We start from the raw sequence: 20,961 nt of genomic DNA, 5'->3' as shown, positions 1-20,961 counted from the left end.
CGTTTTTTTGGCACCCGTCCCCGGCTTACAAATTTCTGAGGTCTTTCATGATTTCGGTTTTGGATTTTGTTTTTTCGTCAATTTCTTTGATCACTTTTGCCGGAATGCCCGCAACAACGGTATGCGGCGGCACATCTTGCGTGACGACCGCACCGGCTGCCACAACCGCCCCTTTTCCGACGCGTACGCCTTCCAGAATCACAGCATTCGCCCCGATTAATACATCATCCTCAATGACAACCGGGTTCGCAGAAGGCGGTTCAATGACCCCGGCAAGCACGGTGCCCGCTCCGATATGGCAGTTTTTCCCGACTGTTGCACGGCCGCCTAAAACGGCGTTCATGTCGATCATCGTGCCTTCTCCAATGACGGCGCCAATATTGATTACGGCCCCCATCATAATGACGGCGTTATTGCCGATTTCCACACGGTCACGGATCGTGACGCCAGGTTCAATGCGGGCGTTGATTCCTTTTAAATCGAGAAGCGGAATGGCCGAGTTGCGGCGGTCATTTTCCACAACATAATCCGCGATTTTGCCACGGTTTGCTTCCAGCACGGCCGAAATCTCTTCCCATTCACCAAAGACGACAGCCATGCCGCCGCCTGCAAAAACACGGGCTGATTCACCGAAATCAAGGCCTTCGACATTTCCTTTCACATATACTTTTACAGGTGTTGATTTTTTGCTGTTTGCTATGAATGAAATGATTTCATTTGCATCCATCATGTCCATATGTATGCCTCCTGACAGCAGATTCGCACGTAAATGTGATCATTTGCGCATATGTTTCATTTTAAAGGATATGGGGCTGCGCCGCAATAAATTCACGCACCACTTTTACAAAAGCACGGACCTGCTTCAATTGAAACGCGGCGTCATAACCGAGCAGCCATGTGTCGCGTTTCAGCGGCTCCCCGCCTTCCCCTTCGAGCGGAATTTTGTGCAGATGGCGGATTTCCGCCCCGTCCAGCGTGATCGCAGGCAAAATCGCATAGCCAATACCGTTAAAAACCATTTGCTTGCACGTTTCGATCTGGTCTACTACGATTGTTTGTTTCGGGGAAGTTTGAAACTCGCGGTGCCACCAGTCCATCATTTCCTGATAATAATTCGAATCGCTTTTAAACTGGATAAACGGCCGGTCGGCAGCCGGCAGCTTTTCAAGGGTGTCAATTTCCTGGTCTACAAGAAAGAGCGGATCTTCAAACAAATGGATTTTCGTACTTTTCCATTCATTCAAGCCGCGGACAATGCCGATATGGACTTCATCTTCGTAAATGGACCGCAAAATTTCACTGCTCCAGCCCGTAACAAGCGAGATTTTTGCCTCCGGATATTTTTCAACGAATGTTTTCAGTACTTTCGGCAGCCAGTTTTGGCCGACGATCGTGGCGCAGGCGATTTTTAATGTTCCGTACACTTTTGAGTCGAGCGTGCGGATGGCTTCCCGCACATTTTCTTCCCTTTCGAGCATTTCGTTGGCGAGCTGGATGACCAGTTCCCCTTCAGGCGTTATGATCAACCCTTTTTGCGTGCGGAGAAACAATTGCGCTCCCCACTGCTTTTCAATCGACTGCAGCCTTTGCGACAAGGCGGGCTGCGACACAAACAGCCGTTCAGCCGCCTTCCGCATATTTAACTCCTGTGCTAAAACAGACAGTAACTGACACTCCGAAAAATTCATGTTAACCCCAATCCGTTTTCTTTGGTTTATGGAAAAAAGGACCGCGCAGCCATTTGCGCGGTGCCACCGCTAAAAATGATTCAATTTATGAATATGATGGTTCAATTCCTTCAGAAGCGAACGCCGTGTAAAAATGCCGGCAAAAAATCCTTCATCGTCTTCAACACATAAAAAATTGTGGTCAACAAGCCAGCGCAACGCTTTTTCAAAATTGTCATGCACATTCAGCCGTGGAATGTCCGCCTTCATGACCTGTTCCACCTTAATCTCGCCTAGTTTTTCAAACTCAATCCGTTCCAACCCCAAAATGGAATCGGTGATCATCGCGGAACTGATCAGGCCGTGCAGTCGGTAGCTGGCGTCCAAAACCGGAACAGCGGCATACCCACTTTTCGTCAGCACGAGCAAAGCATGTTCCAGGCTGTTCCCAACCTGCACATGGGCCACTTTTTCAGACGGGATCATAAAATCCATGATTTTCGGTTCAAGAAATTCCTGGCTCTGCAATGAAATCATCTTGCAAAAATCTCCTTTTCTTCCGTATTTTCAGGTACAAAAACCTTCAAGAGGAGATGCTTATTTCGTTTGCCGTTGATGCATGATGGATCACTACTATTTTATCATAAACAGGACTTGATTGACGAAAGAAAAACGCCCGGCTTTGTGCCGGGCGAAAAAATTTTTTAACTGTCAGAGCCTTCCTGGACGATATCAAAGATTTCGATGGCGGCAATATCCAGATCGTCAAACTGGTACTTGCTGGCGTGTTTTTGCCCATCGAATACTTCCAGTTCAAACGTTCCGGTCTGCGGGAAAAATTTCACCTGGCAGAGCGCCTTGCCGTTCACTTCAAAACGCCGTTGCTGGACTTCCCCTGTATCTTTTGCTTCCTGCATCGCCTGCAGTCTTTGGATAATACCTAATAATTGAGACATAATGGACTCCTTTCAACGAACGTGAGTACCGGTTTTGGATGCCGGCATTCACCCTTTTATTCACACAAATGATAACCTGTCCCATTCGAATTTTACAGTAAAACCTTCGCTTAGAAAAGGGAGCGGCGGCAAATTTTTTCATTTTGTGCCGTTTCTGTCCTTATTTTATCCGAAATCGGGGAAGACCTTGTAACATTTTTGCGATTTGTCCCGGAGAAAAAACTCCTGTTTTAAAAGAAGCCGCTCCAAAAAATTGAAAAGAAAACATAAAAACGGCGAGACACCGCTCATCCAGAGTGTCTCACCGTTTCTTGAATACTTTTTCAGTGTCCTGCTTTTAAAGCAGAGGGCCCGGCGCGAACAAATCGGGCAAAACAGCTTTCGGCACGGCTATTCTGACTGTCACAAGCGGATTTACAATCTGGCTGATTTCAAGGGAGCATGTGGCACTCAACAGCCTGTAGGCGTCATTAAACCCAAGCCCGAAAGCAGCCCGGAACCTGTTTGCAGCCGCTCGCATCCCTTTTTTCGCCGCCGCTTCCACGGTTTCTGCCGATGAAATCAAAAACCATGCGCGGTCGGTTTCAACGACCGGCATGCCGATGGCGGGCGCGCCGGCCAGTTTCGTGCATTGCAGGGTGACTTTTCCGCCAATTTCCACGCCGGAACCATCCAGTTCCCCGTCCCCCATTGCGGCGTGAAGATCGCCAAGCGCAAGCAGGGCACCGTCATGGAAAACGGGAAAGTACAATTTCGACCCCGTCGTGATCCATCTCGTATCCATATTGCCGCCATGGTCCCCGGGTGTTTCACAAAGCACCGCGCCTTTTTCCGGGGCAACGCCGATAACGCCGATCATCGGGGCAGCCGGAAATTGAAGCTGGCTGTTAAACTGGATGTGACCGTCTTTCACCCGGATGATGCGCGTATCGGTTTCTTTTACATCCTCGCCGAGCACCCCCATCCCAGGGTAAAGCACCATAACACCGGCTTCATCCAGCTCAATATTTTGAATATTAATACAAAGGATGTCGCCTTTTTTGACCCCTTCAATCTCAATCGGACCTGTCGCCGGGTTGATAAAGGGAATGTCCACTTCCGTCCTAAGCTGGGTTTCCGATGTGATTTTTCCGCCGTAGCAATCAAACGTCTCCACGGCAAACGTTTCGTTCAGCCGGACTTTGTAAGCCGGCTTGTTTTCCGCTGAAAAATGGGTGATAAAATGTTCTTTTTTCAGTTGCTGCATGATCCGCTCCTTTCGCGGCCGTTTAAAAAGGATGCTGATTCAGCCACTGGCCGCCGTCCATTGTAATCACTTCTCCATTGATATAGGCAGCATGGGACGAGAACAGGAAAAAAGCAAGTTCGGCAATTTCTTCCGGCGTTCCGAGCCGTCCGAGCGGGACACTGTCTAATGTCCTTTTTGCCGCTTCTTCCGATTCCCACAGCTTGCCCGCACCGCCTGTTCTTTCAATCGGGCCGGGCGCGATCGCATTGACGCGGATGCCGTATTTTTTGCCCCATTCCACCGCAAGCGTACGTGTTAAGGATAACACACCCGCTTTTGCCGCTGCAGAATGGACAACGCCGGCTCCTGCCCCCCAGGCATAGGTGGCGACCATATTGAGGATGCTCCCTTTGATCTTTTTTTCTATCCAGTAGTTTCCAACCGCCCGTGAACAATAGAATGTCCCGTTTAAGACAATATTGATGACCGCATTCCAGCCGTTTACCGATAATTTTTCCGCCGGGCAGATAAAATTTCCGGCGGCATTATTGACAAGGAAATCAATGCGTCCGAATTTTTTGTCTGTCTCTTCCACCATTCGCTGGACGTCTTCCGGATTCCGGACATCCATTTGCACCGTGAGAATATCAGAATGGTAACGGAGCAGTTCCGCTTTTGTTGCCTTTAATTTTTCCTCATCCCTTCCTGTAATGACCACTTTTGCTTCTGACTGCGCAAATTTGGCCGCCATTGCCTTCCCCATTCCGCTTGAACCGCCTGTTACGATGACAACTTTTTCTTTCATCAACCTTCTCCCCTTTCATGAATGAACAGCCATTCATTATATATAAAAAAATCAACGGATTCGGCAAGCTGCCGGATACCGTCGCAAACGATCCCAGTGCCCCGGCCCAAGTGCTTCCAGGGCGTATGAAACTAAGAATCTTTTTTTATTTTTAATAAGGACTCATGCAGCTTCGTTAATGCCCGGATGATCGTTTTCTTACGGTTATAGCCTTTTACCACAACCGTCAGGCCGTTATATTCCGCATACGCCTGCCCCCAGGCACTGTCACGCAAAAAACCGAAAACGTAAACTTTAATATATCCAGCCTCAGCCGGGATAAAAATCATGTCCATTCTTTCGCTCATTTTGAACGCTCCTTCCGTGTCCAAAAATGCGGCCCGGATTCCGGCTGGCACCGAAAACGATAGAAAGAGCCGTCTTGGTGAAATTCTTTTTTCTATACCATACCATACAATGTACCATTAGTCAGGGGAAAAGAAAATACGTTTTTGCAATTTAACCGGACGGATTTTACACAAACAGCTGCTTTTCCACTTCTTCGGCGGGGACAGGCCGGCTGAAGAAGTAACCTTGTGCTTTCTGGCAGCGGGCCGATTGCAAAAACTCCACCTGTCCTTGTTCCTCGACCCCTTCCGCGACGACTTCAAGCCCGAGCTGGTGGGCAAGGTGAATGATCGTTTTTGTAATGGCCGCATCTTTTTGGCTGTTTTCCAGTTCCCGGACAAAAGACTGGTCAATTTTTAAAATGTCAACCGGAAATTTTTTAAGATAGTTCAAAGAAGAATACCCGGTTCCGAAATCATCGACCGATATCGTCAGCCCCATTTCTTTCAGGCTACTAAGCACTTTTAAAATATGGCCTTTATCTTCCATTGCGCCTTCCGTAATTTCAATTTCAAGCACGGACGCAGGCAGCTTGTATTTTTCAAGCGTTCTTCCGATAAGTCCGGCCAGGCCGGGATCAAGAAACTGCTTCGGGGATATATTCACAGCGACCCGGAAACCGGCCCACCCTTTTTGCCGCCACTGTGCAATTTGCGCGCATACGTGATCGATCACCCACGCGCCGATTGAAGTGATCAGCCCTGTTTCTTCTGCAAGCGGAATGAACTTCAAAGGCGGGACATTACCGAATTTCGGGTTGCGCCATCTCAACAAGGCTTCAAAACTTTTAATTTTGCCCGTATCGAGCTGCACTTGCGGCTGATAATGGACGGCCAGCTCGTTTTTTTCAATGGCGCGGCGGAGATGGGCTTCCATCAAAATATAATTATGGAAGTCGGCATCCATTTTTTTGCTGTAAAAAAGGAAATGCCCTTTCCCCCGTTCCTTCACTTTAAAAAGAGCCGTGTCCGCATGTTTGATTAACGTTTCCCCGTCTTCGCCGTCTTCCGGAAACAGGCTGATGCCAACGGACGGCGTCAAAAAATAATCTTCCCCTTCAATTTTAAACGGGTCATAAAAGAGCGCCAGGATCTGTTCCGCCATTTGTTTCACTTCTTCCCGTGAGCACCCGGCCGTAAGCACGATAAACTCATCGCCGCCCTGGCGGTACACTTCGTAATCCGAAAAGGGAAGCTGCTTCAGGCGGATGGCTATCCGTTTTAAAATTTCATCGCCGACATGCTGGCCAAGAATATCGTTAAAATATTTAAAACGGTCAAGATCGATATATAATACAGCCGGATGGGGCGCGCCTTTTTTTGCTTCCGCCGTTTTCCTGTTCAACCGATCCAGCAAAGCGTGCCTGTTCCAAAGGCCTGTTAAAGGGTCAAGCTGATATGTACGTGCATCCGGAAGCATCCGTTCGCCATCCAGCAGTGCTGTCACATCCCTTGTAATGGCAATCACCCACTCTCCGCCGTTCATGCCGGCCAAAGAAGTATGGAGGATGCGCCTTGCATCCGAATGATGGATGAAGTCGACAGCTTTGTTATCTTCCAGCGCAGTTTGGCAAAAATATTCAAACCGGGCGGCTTCCTCTTCCTCGAGGACATCCTGTAGAAATTTTCCGGTTTTTTCCATCTGCTCTTCTTTGTTCACATAAACAAACTTAAACGCCGGCCCGTTCTCCACTTTCAAAACACTGACCGTCTCGGAAAGCTTGGAAAGAAAATCGCGGCTGAAAAAAACATCGATTGGCAGTTCCTGGAATTTCTTTGTTTGTCCTTCAGCTTTCGATTTGTCCATAATATCATCCTTTTTCTGATCAAGAAAATGCTTGCTGACGCTGAAAAACTCAGGTGAAAGTATATTTCTATTTTACAGAGAAATGTACGAAAAGCATAGTTAAAATACAAAAAACCGGGGCGGAAAGTGCGGCCGGGAAATCCGCGGCCGTTGCTTTCCTTCTAGGCCGGCCATCCATTTGCCGGGTCCCGCCACTCCCGGTTTTTGTCTTTTTCCGTCGGTAGTGATCCGCCCGTCGCTCACTTGTTGCCCCTTTTTTACTTCTGATTTGCGATAAAGGGCCACCAATTTGCCTTCCCAAGCATTTTTACAAGCACCGGCACAAACAAGGGCAGCATGATCAAGGCATAAAACAGAAGCCCGGTAAGTGTCAGGGTGGCGATTTGCAGCAATGATAAAACGCCGGACGGCATCATAGCCGCAAAAGTGCCGGAAAGAATGATGGCTGCAGAAAGAATGACGGTCCCCATCTTTTTCATGGCAAGCAAAATCGCCTCTTCTGCAGGCAAATGCTGGTATTCATTGAACCGTTCCATTAAAAAGATGGAATAGTCGGTACCGAGCGCGATTAAAATGACAAAACCGAAGAACGGCACCGCCCAGCTGATACCCGGATAGCCGAGCAGATGGACAAAAATGATTTCCGTTAAACCGGCAGATGCAAAATAAGTGATAAGAAGGGACGCCAGCAAATAGAGCGGCATGACGATCGACCGCAAGAAAATCAAAAGCGCGGCGGCCACCCCGATCAGCATAAAAGTGACGGTACGCGTGTAATCCGCTTTCGACATCTTATCCAAATCGCGGTTGATGCTTGACACGCCGCCGATCCCGATGTGGGCATTTTCTAATTTTGTCCCCTTTACGGCGTCTTTTAATGCCCGGTTGATATGACTAATATCAGCCATTGCCCTGTTGGAGTACGGGTTTTCATTTAATATCAGATGAAAAGTCACCATTTTTCCGTCTTTCGAAATATAATGGCCCAGCGCTTTCTGATAATCCGCATTTGAAAGCAGGGCATCCGGAATATAAATGCCGGACTGTTCCATACTTGTTTCATCTGCCAAATCATTCAGATAAGAACCGGCATCGTACAACCCGGATTCGATTTTCCCGAGTCCTGCTGCGCTTTTATCAAGACCATCGGAAAGCTGATTCATATGGGTTCCAAACGTCGTGAGGCCGGTTTTCAGCTGTGCCTGGCCGTCCGCGATCCCCTGAAGCCCTTTTTGCAGCGCCGGGATTTTCCGGATCACTTCGTTTTGGCCTGCTGCGGTCTGGTTCAAACCGTTTTCAAGCTGATCAAGCCCGTTGATGATCGGCGTAAACCCATCGGCAAAGCGGCCAAGCCCGGCGGAAATCGCTGAAAGTTTTGCGTCCACGCTTTCCAATGTTGCTGTGACGGCATCAATCTGGCGGTACAGGCTGACAATGGTATCATTGTCATTACCGGTGCCGAGCCCAAGCTCATTCATCGCCTGCTGCACTTTTTGGAATTGCGGGTCATTCGCTGCTTCCGGATTATCTTTTAAAAACGCCTGGTAAGCCGCTTGCAGGGAGCTGACCTGCTTCGGAATATCAGCCGGCAACTGGTCCGTTTGGCTGATAAACTGGCGGATGCCAGACTGGACGAGCTGGTATTTTCCATACAGCTGGTTAAAACCGGACTGCAGTTCCTTTGCCTGCTGCTGGGCATTTTTTACCCCGCTTTTCAGTTCGTCCGCGCCCGCCGAACCGCTCTGGATGCCTTCTTCAATCCGGCTGAGCGAGTTTGACAGATTCCCCATGCCGGCTGAGATTTTCTCTGAACCGGCCTCCAGCTCCCCGATCCCGTCGGTTGCTTCTTTAAACTTTGATTTGGCGTTTTCCAGGGAACCGGATGCCCCCGTTAATCCTGATTTGATTTTCTGAATGCCGTTATGGCTTTTTTCCAGCCCTTCACCCAATGTTTTGGCCTGGTTTTTGACATAAATTTCTTTCATTACCGAACCGTCCGGCCTTGTCGCGCTTTGAATTTGTGCAACATGCGGGACTTTATCCAGATCAGCGCTGATTTTCTCGATTAAAGCGAGATAGTCTTTTGATTTAACAGGCTCATCATTCTCGAGGACGACTTCGGCCGGCATTGCTTTCCCGGCGCCGAAACTTTCGGCAATGATGTTGAACGCTTTTACGGAATCGTAGTTGTCCCCGAGTTCATCGAGAGAATTGAAAGACAGCTTTCCGTTATAGCTGATCAATAGCGGAACCATGATCACCGCCACAATCGCAAGGGAAAGAAACGGCCTTGCCAGCGCAAAAAGGCCGGCCCGTTCCCAAATTTTGCTTTCATGGTGGGAAATGTCCCCGCGCACAGGCCAGAACAGCCCTTTCTTTAACACAGCCATAAAAAACGGCACAATCGAAAACAGGGCAAGCAGCAAAACGGCTACCCCGACCGCAACGGCAGAAGCGGATTGGTACAGCTTAAAACTGGCAAGCCCGATCGAGGCAAAACCGATCAGGACGGCAATGCCGCTGAACAGCACCGTTTTCCCGGCCGAACGGTAAGTCGCAAGAATGGCCGGCAATGTTTCTTTGCCATCCGCCAGTTCTTCCTTAAAGCGGCTGAGCAGCAAAATACAATAATCCGTACCAATCCCGAACAAAACAGCAACGAGAAAAATTTGCGTAAAATTTGAAACCGGAAAATCAAGCTTGTCGACGAGTATCGCAACGATAAACTGGCTGACAAGATAAGAAAGCCCGACCGTTAATAGCGGGATGAGCGGCGCGACGATTGAACGGTACACGAGCACAAGGACGGCCAGGATGAAAACAATCGTAATCGCTTCTGTTTTTTTCAAGCCCGCCTGTGATCTGTCCGTGACATCTTCATTGATCAGCCTGTTGCCGGTCATCATCACCTCGACGCCCGGCGTTTTTACCGCTTTCTGCAAAGCCGCGCGCACTGTTTTAAAAGACTTCTTGCCCGGATCCACGCTGGCAATGGCCATCACCGTTTTTCCGTCTTTGGAGACAAGCTCACTTTTAAGGGCCGGCTCGCGAAAATGGGTTGTTAAGCCCGTAATCGCATATTGCTTTTTATTTTTTTCCAGCCGTTCAAGTGTGCTCCGGATATGCCCCATCTCATGGCCGGATATTTTTACCCGGTCATGGAACACGATGATGACGCTTGTACCGTGGTTTTCTGTCTGCTGGTGCCGGCTTTTGATTTCAGCCGCCCGTTGCGAGGCATAACCTTCCGGAACCTTAATCTGGCCTTTTTCCCTGACTAATGGTTCCATTGCCGGCGCTTTCCATGCCAATAAAATGCTGATCAATGCCCATACTAAAACAACAATCCATTTCAACTGCACCAATCGCTTCATGAACTGGTTTCCTCCCAAGCTTGTGATCACGTCACTCTTGAACCATTATAAAACAAACGGCCGCAGAAGTATGTAAAAAAATGGACATTTTCATGTTGCTTTCTTTCCAAAATAAACGAAAAGTAGTATAATTGACTAAAAAATAATATGATTAAAAATGAAAGGAGTTCTCTATTTGAATTCGCATAAACCTGCTCCATTACAACCTACAATCGAAAACCTCTCTTATGCTGTATTCACGGTCAATCGCCATGCGAAAACCGCAACCAATCCAAAATTTCTTTACCTTTTAAAGAAAAAAGCGCTTGAAAAAATGATCCAGGAAGGGAAAGCACTGAAAGTCGGGCTACACTTTTCCGAGCATCCAAAGTACAGCCAGCAGCAGTCTGATGTGCTTGTAAAGTGCGGTGATTATACATTCCATATTCCGCCGTCAAAAGACGATTTTAAAAACCTCCCCCATCTCGGATACCTGGACCATAAAACAAGGAACCCGAAATGCCGCATGCCTTTAAGCCAGGCTAAGCAGTTGCTCGAGCAGTATACTGGGCTCACGGAAAAACAACAGCATCCGGGGCAGCCCCGCACCGGCAGGAAAAATTGCAAACCGGTTTTTAAAAAATTGGGTGACTCCTTTTTCTAAGCCGCAGCAAGCGCAAACCAAATAACGGGAAAATCCGTTTGCAAAACCGGGTAAAAGACCCCTTCCAGATGAATCACGATACGCAACCATACAGGAAAGCCCTCCGCGATTAGCCGGGGGCTTTTCTGCGTTTACAGCACTTTTTCGTCCATCGCAAGGATAAGCTGGTTGATTTCAGGTTTACTGATTTGGGCATCGGCGCCGACCATTTCCCCTTTATGCCTCAATGCGTCCGTGATCAGCGACGAAAAGATGATAACCGGCAGCACTTTTAATGCAGGATCTTCTTTTATTTTTTTCGTTAAATGGTGTCCATCCATTTGCGGCATTTCAATGTCCGTAATCACAAGCTGGACTTCATCTTTAATCTCTTTTCCGCTTTCTGCAATCCCGGATAAATATTCGAATGCTTCTTTCCCGTTTTCAAAAAACGCAATTTGTTCATACCCGGCTTCAAGCAGCGTATCGCGGAGCAATTCCCTGAGCAGGCCGGAATCTTCCGCGATCACAATCCGTTTATTGTTCCGCTCCCGCTTTCCAAGCTTTTTGACTTCTTCCACCCGGATCGTGGCTTCCGGGTTGATTTCCGCAATCATTTTTTCAAAATCAAGCAGCAAAATCATCATGTCTTCTTTCTTGATCACGCCGATCACCTGTGTATCGGTGCCCGCATACATCCCAGACGGTTTTTCAATTTGATCCCAGGAGAACCGGTGGATTTTTGAAACATTGTCCACATGAAAGACAATTTTTTGCTGGTTGAACTCCGTCACGATAAATTTGTCATCCTCGCCCGTTTCAGGCGGATGCCCGAGTACTTTGCGCAAATTAACAACCGGCAGTATTTCCCCGCGCAGCTGGATAATGCCTTCAATATTTGGATGGGCGTGCGGAATGGTGGTAACCGCAGCCGGCATGATAATTTCCTTCACCTTAATGACATTGATGCCGTAATGATTTTGTGCGACAGAAAATTCTACGATCTCAACTTCGTTTGTGCCGCTTTCCAGTAAAATCTCGTGCTCTAGACTCATTTTTTTTGCCCCCTCGTTCTAAAACGTATGAAAATCCGGCGCGGAGCATTTTGCGGACTGCCCGATTCTCAATATTTGCCCACATGAATTATATCGGCAGATGGACCAGAATGTTTCACCTCTAAAAGGGCAAACGGAAAAGATTGCTTTTTCACAAATGTGCAAGCGTGGTAAGATGAAGAAGAACAGGACATACATATTTAATGAAAAGCAATTCGTGAAAGAGGAGGAAACCGGTTTTGGAACATTTACTGAACCCGCATGTGCGGGAGATTGAAATATCCGGCATCCGCAAGTTTTCAAACATGGTTGCCGGAATCGAAGACATGGTCTCATTTACAATCGGCCAGCCCGATTTTAAAACGCCGGAACATGTCAAACAAGCAGGGATCCGCGCCATTGAAGAAAATAAGACAACCTATACCCACAATGCCGGCGACCTTGCTTTGCGCAAGGCTGCAGCACAATTTGTAAAAACGAAATACAACCTGTCTTATAAACCGGAAACGGAAGTCATTGTCACGATCGGCGCCAGCGAGGCGATCGATATTACGCTCAGAACCGTATTGACACCCGGTTCCGAAGTCATCCTGCCCGGGCCCGTTTACCCGGGGTATGAACCGGCCATCCGCCTGTTGGGAGCCGTTCCGGTGCACGTGGACACAAGGGCAAACCGGTTTAAGCTAACCGCGGATCTCATCCGCCAGGCTATCACAGCAAAAACGAAATGCATCATTTTGCCGTACCCTTCCAATCCGACAGGGGTTACGCTCGAAAAGGCGGAATTGCAGGAAATTGCAGACCTGCTCCGCGGCCGTGATATTTTCATTCTGGCCGATGAAATTTATAGCGAGCTAACGTACAATCTGCAGCACGTCTCGATTGCTTCGTTTTTGCCGGAGCAGACCATTGTCATTAACGGCGTCTCAAAGTCCCACTCGATGACCGGCTGGCGGATCGGCTTCGTGTTTGCGCCGGAATGGCTCACAAAGCATATTTTAAAAGTCCACCAATATAATGTGTCGTGCGCGCCTTCTATTTCCCAGATGGCGGCGCTTGAAGCGCTGACAGCCGGCATCGATGACGCGCATGCCATGAAAACGGAATATGAAAAACGGAGAGACTATGTATGCAGGAGGCTGGATGAGATCGGCATTGGCTATGTGAAACCGGACGGGGCTTTTTACGTATTCGCAAAGGTGCCGGAAGCGTGGAAGCGGTCCTCTTTCGATTTTGCGCTGGATCTGGCAAAACAGCAAAAAGTCGCGGTTGTCCCGGGGAGCGCTTTTTCGAAGTACGGCGAAGGCTGGTTCCGGATGTCTTACGCATGCAGCATGGATCAACTTGAAAAAGGGCTTGCGCGCATGGAAAAGTTTGTTGCAAATCTATCCTGAAACTATGTGCCGGCTGATTTTCTGCTGGTGCCGCATTCCATGGCAATGGGCGTCATGTTGAAAATGAAATTCCTTGCTGGCGCCGCGTTCGCCATAAGGACAGAAGCCCGCGTTAAACCATAATGGCTTCCCGTGTTAACAAAATTTGCTGGAACATGGGCATATGACCCGACCAGGATGATCCCGCCCGCATAAAAAATAAGCCCGCCGGCATATGCCGGCGGGCAAACTTTACTTGGACCAATATTTAATCAATGCTTGTGTGCCGCTGTTTTCTTCACCTTTTGCAGCCAGTTCTTCATATAATTTTTTGCTGAGTGCAAGCCCCGGCAGGTCGAGCCCCATTTTTTCCGCTTCATCAAGGGCGATTTTCATGTCTTTAATAAAATGCTTGATAAAAAAGCCCGGGGAATAATCGCCCGCAAGCATGCGCGGAACAAGATTGGACATTGACCAGCTCCCGGCTGCCCCGGCGCTGATAGATTTGAGCACTTTTTCCGGATCGAGCCCTGCTTTTTTCGCATACACAACCGACTCTGTCACACCAATCATATTGGAGGCAATGGCGATCTGGTTGCACATTTTTGTATGCTGGCCGGATCCCGGGCCGCCCTGCAGTACGATATTTTCCCCGAGTACGGAAAAAACCGGTTTTACTTCTTCAAATACCGATTCTTCGCCGCCTACCATAATCGTCAAATTGCCTTTTTGCGCCCCGATATCGCCGCCGGAAACCGGTGCATCAAGCGCCTTCACCTGTTTCGCTTTCGCCGCTTCATCAATCTTTTTGGCAAGGGTCGGCGTGGAAGTGGTCATATCAATCAGGATCGTTCCTTCTTTCGCCGCGCCAAGCAGCCCGTTTTCCCCGAAATACACTTCTTCCACATCGTGCGGATAGCCGACCATCGTAATGACGATATCTGATTTTGCAGCCGTTTCTGCCGGCGTGCTGCACCATTCGGCTCCTGCTTTGAGAAGCGGCTCCGCTTTTTCTTTTGTCCGGTTATAGACAAAAAGCGGATATCCTGCGTTTCGCAAATTTTGCGCCATGCTCCGGCCCATTACGCCTAACCCGATAAATCCGATCTTTTTCATCATGGGTCCCCCTTTTCGCAAATAAACAAAAAAGCCTGCATCACAGCAGGCCAAAAGCAAACATGGGGGTACAAGGAAGAAAACAATCTTTCCTCTATTTTATACCCCGCATGATCTGCTTTAAACCTGGCAAATTAAATCGATTTGACTTTTCCGCCGTCGATCAGGAAGCTGCTTCCGGTAACATAGGAATTGGCTTCCGAAGCCAGAAACGCAACAAACTTCCCGAATTCGTCCGGTTCGCCGTATCTGCCGAGCGGAATCGACTCCAGTTCCTTTGCCTGGACTTCTTCCATCGATTTTCCGGTTTTCTCCGCTGTCACTTTGTCAAGATGGACGATCCGGTCCGTTGCAATTCTGCCCGGGCCGACCGTATTCACAAGGATTTGGTACGGGGCAAATTCTTCCGCCAGCGTTTTCGAAAGCCCCACAATGCCCGTCCGGAACGTATTCGACAAAATCAGCCCCGGGATCGGCTCCTTAATGGATGAAGAGGCAATGTTGATGATCCGGCCGCCGTTTTTCTTTAAAAGTGGCAATGCTTCCCTGATGATGCGTATGTACGAAAGCAGATTCAGTTCGAATGATTTTTGCCAGTCTTCATCCGCCATATCTTCAAAACTTCCGGCCGGCGGTCCTCCTGCATTGTTGACCAGTATATCCAGTCTGCCGAATGTATCCCGTGCTTTTTGTACCATGGCGCGAATATCTTCCGGATGGGTAATATCTGCCCGGATATACGCTACTTTTCCGGTGCCGTAAGCGGATAATTCTTCTTTTGCCGCCTGCAGTTTTTCTTCATTCCGGCTTGTAATGAGGACATCCGCGCCTTCCATTACAAGTTGTTTGGCTACCGCTTTCCCAAGCCCCTGGCTGGAAGCGGCAACAAGGGCGGCTTTTCCTTTCAACCCTAAATCCATTCAAAATCCCTCCCCGAAATCTTATGTTCACAAAATCCTGTCTTCATTATAAACGATTTTTCCCCATCCATACACGATAAAGCTTCAAACCGGCTTCCCCACCATTTTTCCGTTAAAAATGGATATCCGGCATTTTGATGTGCGCTCCGCCAAAGCGCAATCCAAAAAAAAGCCGAATGGCAAAGCCACTCGGCAAAAATAGGGGGAAAAATGAGAAAGAAACGATATACATCCGGTATTGTAACAATACTGGATACCAATAATACTACCCTTAATGCTGGGATGGTTTACATATACCCGCTTCCTTCGCCCCTAAACCTGTTTTTGAAAAATTTTTTTTATGCCTTTGAAAGAACTTTTTTCACGTGTTCTTTTACTTCTTCGTTCGTTGTGAGGTTCAAAACGTCTTCTGCCAGTTTTTCCATATCAGCCTTATTCAGGTTCCTGATTTGGGAACGGGCCCTTAAAATCGAAGAAGCGCTCATTGAAAATTCATCAAGGCCGAGGCCGAGCAGAATCGGAATAGCGATTTCGTCTCCGGCCATTTCGCCGCACATGCCGGCCCATTTGCCTTCTTTGTGCGCCGCGTCAATGACGCGTTTCACAAGGCGTAAAATGGCCGGGTTATACGGCTGGTACAAATACGAAATGTGTTCGTTCATACGGTCTGCAGCCATCGTGTACTGGATCAGATCGTTTGTGCCGACACTGAAGAAATCAACTTCTTTTGCAAACAAATCAGCCATTACGGCAGTGGAAGGAATTTCAACCATAATGCCGACTTCGATATGATCTGCAACCTGCACGCCTTCCTGGATAAGCTTTTCTTTTTCTTCCAAAAGAATCGCTTTTGCTTTGCGGAATTCATCCAGATTGGAAATCATCGGGAACATAATTTTCAGGTTGCCGTATGCGCTCGCGCGGAGCAATGCACGCAGCTGGGTGCGGAAAATATCCTGTCTGTCCAGGCACAAGCGGATCGCACGGAAGCCGAGGAACGGGTTCATTTCTTCCGGAAGCGGCAAGTATGGCAGTTTTTTGTCGCCGCCGATATCCAGCGTACGGACTACAACCGGTTTGCCTTTTAAGCCTTCAAGCACCGCTTTATAGGCATCAAATTGCACTTCTTCTGACGGAAGTTCGTCCCTACCCATATAGAGGAACTCTGTACGGTACAGGCCGACGCCTTCCCCGCCGTTCCGGATTACGCCGTCGAGATCGTTCGGGGTGCCGATATTGGCAACCAGTTCAACCGTATGGCCGTCTTTCGAAACGGATTTTTCATTGATCAGCTTCGCCCATTCGGCTTTTTGCCGTTCAAATTGTTCCTGCTTTTGTTTGTATTCATCGACCACTTCAGGTGTCGGATTCACATGGACATCGCCATTGCTGCCGTCCACGATGACAAGGTCGCCGTTTTGGATATCCTGGATCGCCGTTTTCGTCCCGACGACTGCCGGAATTTCCAAAGAACGCGCCATGATCGCAGAGTGGGACGTACGCCCGCCGACATTTGTTGCAAAACCTTTTACATACTGGCGGTTCAACTGCGCCGTATCAGAAGGGGTCAAGTCTTCAGCAATGACAATGACTTCTTCCGAGATCATGCTTGGATTCGGAATATCCACTTTCAGCAGATGAGCCAGAATCCGTTTTGTCACGTCGCGGATGTCCGCTGCACGTTCGCGCATATATTCGTTGTCCATTTGTTCGAACATGGTCACGAACATATCCGCAACTTCTTTCAATGCGTATTCCGCATTGACCTGGTCATCCCTGATTTTGTCCTGGACCGGCGTCAACAGTTCCGGATCTTCCAAAACGAGCAAATGGGCATCAAAGATCGCTGCTTTGTCCGCCCCCAGCGCCTTCATTGCATGCTCCCTGATCGCCTGCAGTTCAGACTTGGATTCAGACACAGCAGTATCAAAGCGTTTCAATTCATCCGAAACATTCTGGATAGACCTTTTTTCAAAAGACAAATCCGGTTCTACCAGACGATATGCTTTTGCGATGGCAATCCCGTTGGATGCTGCTATACCTTTTAAAATGGTTGACATTATTCGCCCAGACCCTCTTTTTTCATTAATTCAGCTAAAGCGTTCAATGCATCTTGTGCATCGTTGCCTTCTGCAGAAATGGTAATGTCGGCGCCTTTGCCGATTCCAAGGGACATAACCCCCATGATCGATTTCAGGTTCACTTTCTTATCCTTGTACTGCAATTGGATATCTGAATCGAATTTGCTTGCCGTTTGTACGAGCAATGTAGCAGGACGTGCGTGGATTCCTGTATCTGCTGTTACTTTAAATTGTTTTTCAGCCATGGGTAGAACGACTCCTTTTCTATAATATAGTTCTAAAAATAATGCACTGTACATTTTTCGTCAATATTTATCAACCATCTTCATACAAATGACAAATTTTGCAAACGGGGGTTGAAAAAAACCGCAGCGATGCCGGGTACCTGCAAACACCGTTCATCCCCGGTTATTCAGCAGGCTGCTCCCTCAAAGTCCGCGCGGCCCATCCGTGCCAAAAACACGCCTCGCCCGAAACCGGGAACACGCATGTCCCCGGCCGGATCAAAAAAATGACAAATATTGCACAGTGCGGGAAAAACAAAATCCCCGTAATAGAATAACATGCCTTTCCAAATAAAACAATCATCAGAGTTGACTTCATTTTGCTTAAAAATGCACAAAATTATGCATGCCCCGGTCAGATTTCCGGCTCGTCCAAATAAATATAGCGGACATTCCCGCCGCGCAAGGCAATGCCCTTAAAATGTTTAAAGTCTTCCTCGGCAATAAGCACTTTCCGGAAGTCCATAAAATCTTCACGGCTGACGAATAATTCTTCGATTTCCCTGTTGCGAAGCCGGTTGATTTCCTGTCTGATTTCTTCTTCCGACATACGACCACCCCACCCGGTATTGTACCACATTCTTCCTGCCGCCTACTTGTTTGCTTTCGCGATTTTTTAAAACCGGCCCGATTTGTATTTTTCTGTTCCTTTCGCCTTGAATTTTTCAGAAAAATAGTGCAAACTGGTTACAATACTTTCTTACGGGAGGACCGCAATGAAAAAAGCACAAATTGGTGACATTATTGAATTTAAAGACGGGCTTCAAGGAATTGTCGAAAAGGTGAACGAGAACTCGGTCATCGTGGATTTAACCTATATGGAAAACTATCAGGAACTGGAGCTTGATGAAAAAACAGTGGTCAATCATAAAAACTATCAGGTTATCCATTCGGCTTTACATTAATTCAAACGCTTACCGCGCAGTAAAAAACCGGCACATGCCGGTTTTTTACTGCCGTTTCTATGATTGTGAATTTTTTAACATTATTTTCCCGGATACCTTTTTCCCTATTTCTCTGCTAAAATATTCAATGTATTTTTGTTTGACCCAATGCCGCGAAGGCCGGACTGCGGGGCCGGATCTCTTTTTTTGGCCCTTCCCGGTTTTTTTGCCGGCGGTTTGCGAACTTAAGAAAGGAGCGCATTGGCGGTGGCAAAAAACATGGTGGATACAAAGCTTCTCGGAAGTATCTTAATCGCCCACCTTCTGCTATATATTACGTTTCGGGATACCTCCGTTTTTTGGTATTTATATTCCGGCGCAATGCTGTTTTTGATCAGTTACACGGTTTTTCTTGGAAAATCAGAAAAACACGAAAAGCTTCCGTACCTTCAATTGCTGTTGTATGGCATCTTTTCGGGTTTTCTCCTCTATATTATTTTCAGAATTGGCAATACAGTACTCGGTTTTTTGCCGGGCGGGCTTGACAATGAAGTCGCCCGCGCATACAGGCGTTTTTCACCCGAATCTTTCTGGCATTACTTAGCGCTTGTCCTGATTCTCATCCCCGGAGAAGAAATTTTTTGGCGTTCATTTGTCCAGGCCCGACTCATGAAAATGATGGAAGCGAAATATGCGATTTTGATTTCCGCCGTATTGAACGCATCCGTTTATTTTTACTGCGGATTAAAAATCATGGTCATTGCCGCTTTTGCCGGTTCGATTTTCTGGGGGCTGCTGTATGCAAAAAAACGGAGCCTGTCTGCACAAATTTTGTCGCATCTTACCTTTGATTTGCTGCTTGTCGTCTTCCTGCCGATTTTTTAAGCATGGGGACGGCTTTTTTTCGGCATTTGCCCGCCACAAATGCATAACAACCGCGCAAAGCTGTTTTGAATGCCTTACCGGTCACCCCCGGATCGTCTTTATTCCGAGTGCCATCATAAAAACAAGGCTGAAATAGCCGAACAGGGGATATAAAACCGATAATAGCGGGCCGTAATGCAAGCTGCTGATCAGCAGAATGGCGGAAAAAATCAACCCGTACAGCAAACCGCTTTTCATCGGGATATATTTTTGCATTTGCCGCTCAAGCCCGTAGGCATCCCCGATAATAGAAGTGAAAATTTCCCCGAAAATCAGCAGAACATAAATAAAATAAATGCCCGGAAAACTCGCTTTCACAATATGCGCCATCGGAATCTCCACTTGGGCAACGTCCGGCAGCGTGACCAGTGACAAATGGCTGGAAATCAGGATGAGCGTTAAAAACAGCCCGCCCAGTATCCCGCCGGCACGGACGACTTCCTTATCTTTCACTTCCGCCGCAACCGGGACAAGCACCGCCTGCGCGAGCGCCAAATTCAAAGCCGCATAGGAAAGGGCGCGGAGAAGGGCACGGGGCATATCAACACTTTCCGGCCGGGCCATGAGCGCTTGAAAAAATCCGGGTGACTGGACGGACTGCGACAAAAGGAGAAAATTAAACAAAAGCATCAAAGGCACCACAAATGTATTGACGCCAAGCAGCCCCTTGATGCCAAAACACATGACAAGAAAGGCAAGAAGCACCGTCAATAAAATCCCTATTTCTCTCCCAATATGAAGCTGCTCCTCAAAAACAGCACCCGCACCGGACAGCATGACGCCGCAAACCCCGAAAAGCATGGCCATCATCATCACATTCACGAAACCGGCCGCTTTTTTGCCAAATAAATACCGGTTTAAAGTTTCATAGGAATCCGCATGCAAATCGATCGCTTTTTCCATCATTTTCGTACCAAAGAAAATAAACAAAAACCCTGAAAGGCAGATGGTAAGCAATCCATACAGCCCAAACTGTGTAAAAAAAACGGTAATTTCTTTCCCTGTTGCAAACCCCGCTCCGATGACCGTTCCAATATAAACGGCTGCGATTTGGACAGCACCGCCCCACTTATTCAACGCCTGCACCCCTTTAAGAAAAAATAAGACAACCTGTCAGCTCCGTTACTATCCTATGTCCCGCTTTCTTAAAATAGCCCGGCCGGTTCATTTCCGCCGGTAAAAAATTGGTCAAAAAAAGTCAAAAACCCCTTTACAAGCAAAAAAAGTTGTCCTATACTATAGGCAAAGGTCAAAGTTGGTCAAATAAAAGATGACACCATTGGCTGATAAGCGTTAATGGCAAATGCAAATCTTTTGATTTTCGGACCGCGCTGTTGTATACTGATATTAGAAAGGTCAAAGATAGTCAAAAGGTGATACGCAGATCCATTTAGTTGTTTTCAGCATAAGACAAATTTGCCATTGTGCTGGAAAGGCCAAAATGCATCAAAGAGGTGCATGCAGCTCTGAGGAGTAAAA

At 47.7% G+C, this 20,961-nt stretch carries 20 protein-coding genes; 4 read left to right on the top strand and 16 right to left on the bottom strand.

The genetic code is table 11. The features are described from left to right. Nucleotides 1–25 precede the first annotated feature (25 nt). From dapD to P9687_RS11105, 9 genes are all read right to left on the bottom strand, one after another. A complete protein-coding gene (dapD, locus tag P9687_RS11145; RefSeq protein WP_014095617.1) occupies nucleotides 26–736 on the bottom strand; it encodes a 2,3,4,5-tetrahydropyridine-2,6-dicarboxylate N-acetyltransferase in 711 nt (236 codons plus the stop codon). Between the two features lie 61 nt (nucleotides 737–797). Beyond that, nucleotides 798–1,688 carry a LysR family transcriptional regulator gene (locus P9687_RS11140; RefSeq protein WP_071646891.1) on the bottom strand — a complete coding sequence of 297 codons (891 nt, stop codon included), beginning with the start codon at nucleotides 1,686–1,688 and terminating at the stop codon, nucleotides 798–800. A 69-nt stretch (nucleotides 1,689–1,757) separates the two neighbouring features. Continuing rightward, nucleotides 1,758–2,204: a cyclic-di-AMP-binding protein CbpB gene (gene cbpB, locus P9687_RS11135; protein WP_013858911.1), complete on the bottom strand. Its 447-nt coding sequence runs from the start codon at nucleotides 2,202–2,204 to the stop codon at nucleotides 1,758–1,760. A 167-nt stretch (nucleotides 2,205–2,371) separates the two neighbouring features. Next, complete coding sequence (locus P9687_RS11130; RefSeq protein WP_013858910.1) at nucleotides 2,372–2,623, bottom strand: YkuJ family protein; 252 nt, start codon at nucleotides 2,621–2,623, stop codon at nucleotides 2,372–2,374. A gap of 337 nt (nucleotides 2,624–2,960) precedes the next feature. Further along, entirely contained in the window at nucleotides 2,961–3,869 is a 909-nt protein-coding gene (locus P9687_RS11125; protein WP_035190105.1) for an acetamidase/formamidase family protein, read from the bottom strand. A gap of 22 nt (nucleotides 3,870–3,891) precedes the next feature. Beyond that, nucleotides 3,892–4,656 carry a 2,4-dienoyl-CoA reductase gene (gene fadH / locus P9687_RS11120; RefSeq protein ID WP_026683825.1) on the bottom strand — a complete coding sequence of 255 codons (765 nt, stop codon included), beginning with the start codon at nucleotides 4,654–4,656 and terminating at the stop codon, nucleotides 3,892–3,894. A gap of 131 nt (nucleotides 4,657–4,787) precedes the next feature. Beyond that, entirely contained in the window at nucleotides 4,788–5,003 is a 216-nt protein-coding gene (locus P9687_RS11115; RefSeq protein ID WP_014095621.1) for a hypothetical protein, read from the bottom strand. Between the two features lie 166 nt (nucleotides 5,004–5,169). Next, complete coding sequence (locus tag P9687_RS11110) at nucleotides 5,170–6,849, bottom strand: putative bifunctional diguanylate cyclase/phosphodiesterase (protein ID WP_014095622.1); 1,680 nt, start codon at nucleotides 6,847–6,849, stop codon at nucleotides 5,170–5,172. Nucleotides 6,850–7,106: 257 nt separating this feature from the next. Then, on the bottom strand, nucleotides 7,107–10,223 hold the full coding sequence (locus P9687_RS11105; RefSeq protein ID WP_168985973.1) for an MMPL family transporter: 3,117 nt from the start codon (nucleotides 10,221–10,223) through the stop codon (nucleotides 7,107–7,109). Nucleotides 10,224–10,398: 175 nt separating this feature from the next. Between P9687_RS11105 and P9687_RS11100 the strand changes: the two genes are divergently transcribed. Beyond that, nucleotides 10,399–10,866 (top strand): YkyB family protein, encoded by a 468-nt coding sequence (locus tag P9687_RS11100; protein ID WP_211161953.1) that lies wholly within the window; start codon nucleotides 10,399–10,401, stop codon nucleotides 10,864–10,866. Between the two features lie 131 nt (nucleotides 10,867–10,997). Here P9687_RS11100 and P9687_RS11095 read toward each other — a convergent pair whose 3' ends face one another. Further along, entirely contained in the window at nucleotides 10,998–11,900 is a 903-nt protein-coding gene (locus tag P9687_RS11095) for a chemotaxis protein (protein ID WP_035189533.1), read from the bottom strand. Nucleotides 11,901–12,139: 239 nt separating this feature from the next. Between P9687_RS11095 and P9687_RS11090 the strand changes: the two genes are divergently transcribed. Beyond that, nucleotides 12,140–13,294: an aminotransferase A gene (locus P9687_RS11090; protein ID WP_017552156.1), complete on the top strand. Its 1,155-nt coding sequence runs from the start codon at nucleotides 12,140–12,142 to the stop codon at nucleotides 13,292–13,294. A gap of 231 nt (nucleotides 13,295–13,525) precedes the next feature. On the opposite strand, the gene P9687_RS11085 is transcribed toward P9687_RS11090, so the two are convergent. The 5 genes from P9687_RS11085 to P9687_RS11065 form a co-directional block, all read right to left on the bottom strand. After that, on the bottom strand, nucleotides 13,526–14,389 hold the full coding sequence (locus P9687_RS11085) for an NAD(P)-dependent oxidoreductase (protein ID WP_017552155.1): 864 nt from the start codon (nucleotides 14,387–14,389) through the stop codon (nucleotides 13,526–13,528). A gap of 134 nt (nucleotides 14,390–14,523) precedes the next feature. Next, a complete protein-coding gene (locus P9687_RS11080) occupies nucleotides 14,524–15,309 on the bottom strand; it encodes an SDR family oxidoreductase (protein WP_014095628.1) in 786 nt (261 codons plus the stop codon). 338 nt (nucleotides 15,310–15,647) lie between these two features. Next, nucleotides 15,648–17,369, bottom strand: a complete 1,722-nt coding sequence (ptsP, locus tag P9687_RS11075; RefSeq protein WP_046721191.1) for a phosphoenolpyruvate--protein phosphotransferase — start codon at nucleotides 17,367–17,369, stop codon at nucleotides 15,648–15,650. Further along, on the bottom strand, nucleotides 17,369–17,635 hold the full coding sequence (locus P9687_RS11070; protein WP_013858895.1) for a phosphocarrier protein HPr: 267 nt from the start codon (nucleotides 17,633–17,635) through the stop codon (nucleotides 17,369–17,371). The genes ptsP and P9687_RS11070 overlap by 1 nt, the downstream gene beginning before the upstream one ends. 394 nt (nucleotides 17,636–18,029) lie before the next feature. After that, a complete protein-coding gene (locus P9687_RS11065; RefSeq protein ID WP_026104678.1) occupies nucleotides 18,030–18,224 on the bottom strand; it encodes a hypothetical protein in 195 nt (64 codons plus the stop codon). 166 nt (nucleotides 18,225–18,390) lie between these two features. Between P9687_RS11065 and P9687_RS11060 the strand changes: the two genes are divergently transcribed. Beyond that, nucleotides 18,391–18,579: a YkvS family protein gene (locus P9687_RS11060; RefSeq protein WP_014095631.1), complete on the top strand. Its 189-nt coding sequence runs from the start codon at nucleotides 18,391–18,393 to the stop codon at nucleotides 18,577–18,579. 246 nt (nucleotides 18,580–18,825) lie between these two features. Beyond that, the gene (locus tag P9687_RS11055; protein WP_014095632.1) at nucleotides 18,826–19,443 is read left to right on the top strand and encodes a CPBP family intramembrane glutamic endopeptidase; all 618 of its coding nucleotides are present in this window, start codon (nucleotides 18,826–18,828) and stop codon (nucleotides 19,441–19,443) included. 81 nt (nucleotides 19,444–19,524) lie between these two features. On the opposite strand, the gene P9687_RS11050 is transcribed toward P9687_RS11055, so the two are convergent. Next, on the bottom strand, nucleotides 19,525–20,559 hold the full coding sequence (locus tag P9687_RS11050) for a YkvI family membrane protein (RefSeq protein ID WP_014095633.1): 1,035 nt from the start codon (nucleotides 20,557–20,559) through the stop codon (nucleotides 19,525–19,527). Nucleotides 20,560–20,961 lie beyond the last annotated feature (402 nt).

It is taken from the genome of Weizmannia sp. CD-2023 (assembly GCF_036225245.1).
GTDB lineage: Bacteria > Bacillota > Bacilli > Bacillales > Bacillaceae_C > Weizmannia > Weizmannia faecalis.
Note: the sequence above shows the minus strand (reverse complement) of the source record. Positions and strands in the feature narration are given on the sequence as shown.

What these genes read in the sequence shown, in the direction of transcription:
- P9687_RS11105 (WP_168985973.1), bottom strand. Translation starts at nt 10,223, where the DNA reads ATGAAGCGATTGGTGCAGTTGAAATGGATTGTTGTTTTAGTATGGGCA.
- P9687_RS11070 (WP_013858895.1), bottom strand. Translation starts at nt 17,635, where the DNA reads ATGGCTGAAAAACAATTTAAAGTAACAGCAGATACAGGAATCCACGCA.
- P9687_RS11125 (WP_035190105.1), bottom strand. Translation starts at nt 3,869, where the DNA reads ATGCAGCAACTGAAAAAAGAACATTTTATCACCCATTTTTCAGCGGAA.
- P9687_RS11110 (WP_014095622.1), bottom strand. Translation starts at nt 6,849, where the DNA reads ATGGACAAATCGAAAGCTGAAGGACAAACAAAGAAATTCCAGGAACTG.
- P9687_RS11065 (WP_026104678.1), bottom strand. Translation starts at nt 18,224, where the DNA reads ATGTCGGAAGAAGAAATCAGACAGGAAATCAACCGGCTTCGCAACAGG.
- cbpB (WP_013858911.1), bottom strand. Translation starts at nt 2,204, where the DNA reads ATGATTTCATTGCAGAGCCAGGAATTTCTTGAACCGAAAATCATGGAT.
- P9687_RS11140 (WP_071646891.1), bottom strand. Translation starts at nt 1,688, where the DNA reads ATGAATTTTTCGGAGTGTCAGTTACTGTCTGTTTTAGCACAGGAGTTA.
- P9687_RS11060 (WP_014095631.1), top strand. Translation starts at nt 18,391, where the DNA reads ATGAAAAAAGCACAAATTGGTGACATTATTGAATTTAAAGACGGGCTT.
- P9687_RS11130 (WP_013858910.1), bottom strand. Translation starts at nt 2,623, where the DNA reads ATGTCTCAATTATTAGGTATTATCCAAAGACTGCAGGCGATGCAGGAA.
- fadH (WP_026683825.1), bottom strand. Translation starts at nt 4,656, where the DNA reads ATGAAAGAAAAAGTTGTCATCGTAACAGGCGGTTCAAGCGGAATGGGG.
- ptsP (WP_046721191.1), bottom strand. Translation starts at nt 17,369, where the DNA reads ATGTCAACCATTTTAAAAGGTATAGCAGCATCCAACGGGATTGCCATC.
- P9687_RS11080 (WP_014095628.1), bottom strand. Translation starts at nt 15,309, where the DNA reads ATGGATTTAGGGTTGAAAGGAAAAGCCGCCCTTGTTGCCGCTTCCAGC.
- P9687_RS11115 (WP_014095621.1), bottom strand. Translation starts at nt 5,003, where the DNA reads ATGAGCGAAAGAATGGACATGATTTTTATCCCGGCTGAGGCTGGATAT.
- P9687_RS11085 (WP_017552155.1), bottom strand. Translation starts at nt 14,389, where the DNA reads ATGAAAAAGATCGGATTTATCGGGTTAGGCGTAATGGGCCGGAGCATG.
- P9687_RS11095 (WP_035189533.1), bottom strand. Translation starts at nt 11,900, where the DNA reads ATGAGTCTAGAGCACGAGATTTTACTGGAAAGCGGCACAAACGAAGTT.
- dapD (WP_014095617.1), bottom strand. Translation starts at nt 736, where the DNA reads ATGGACATGATGGATGCAAATGAAATCATTTCATTCATAGCAAACAGC.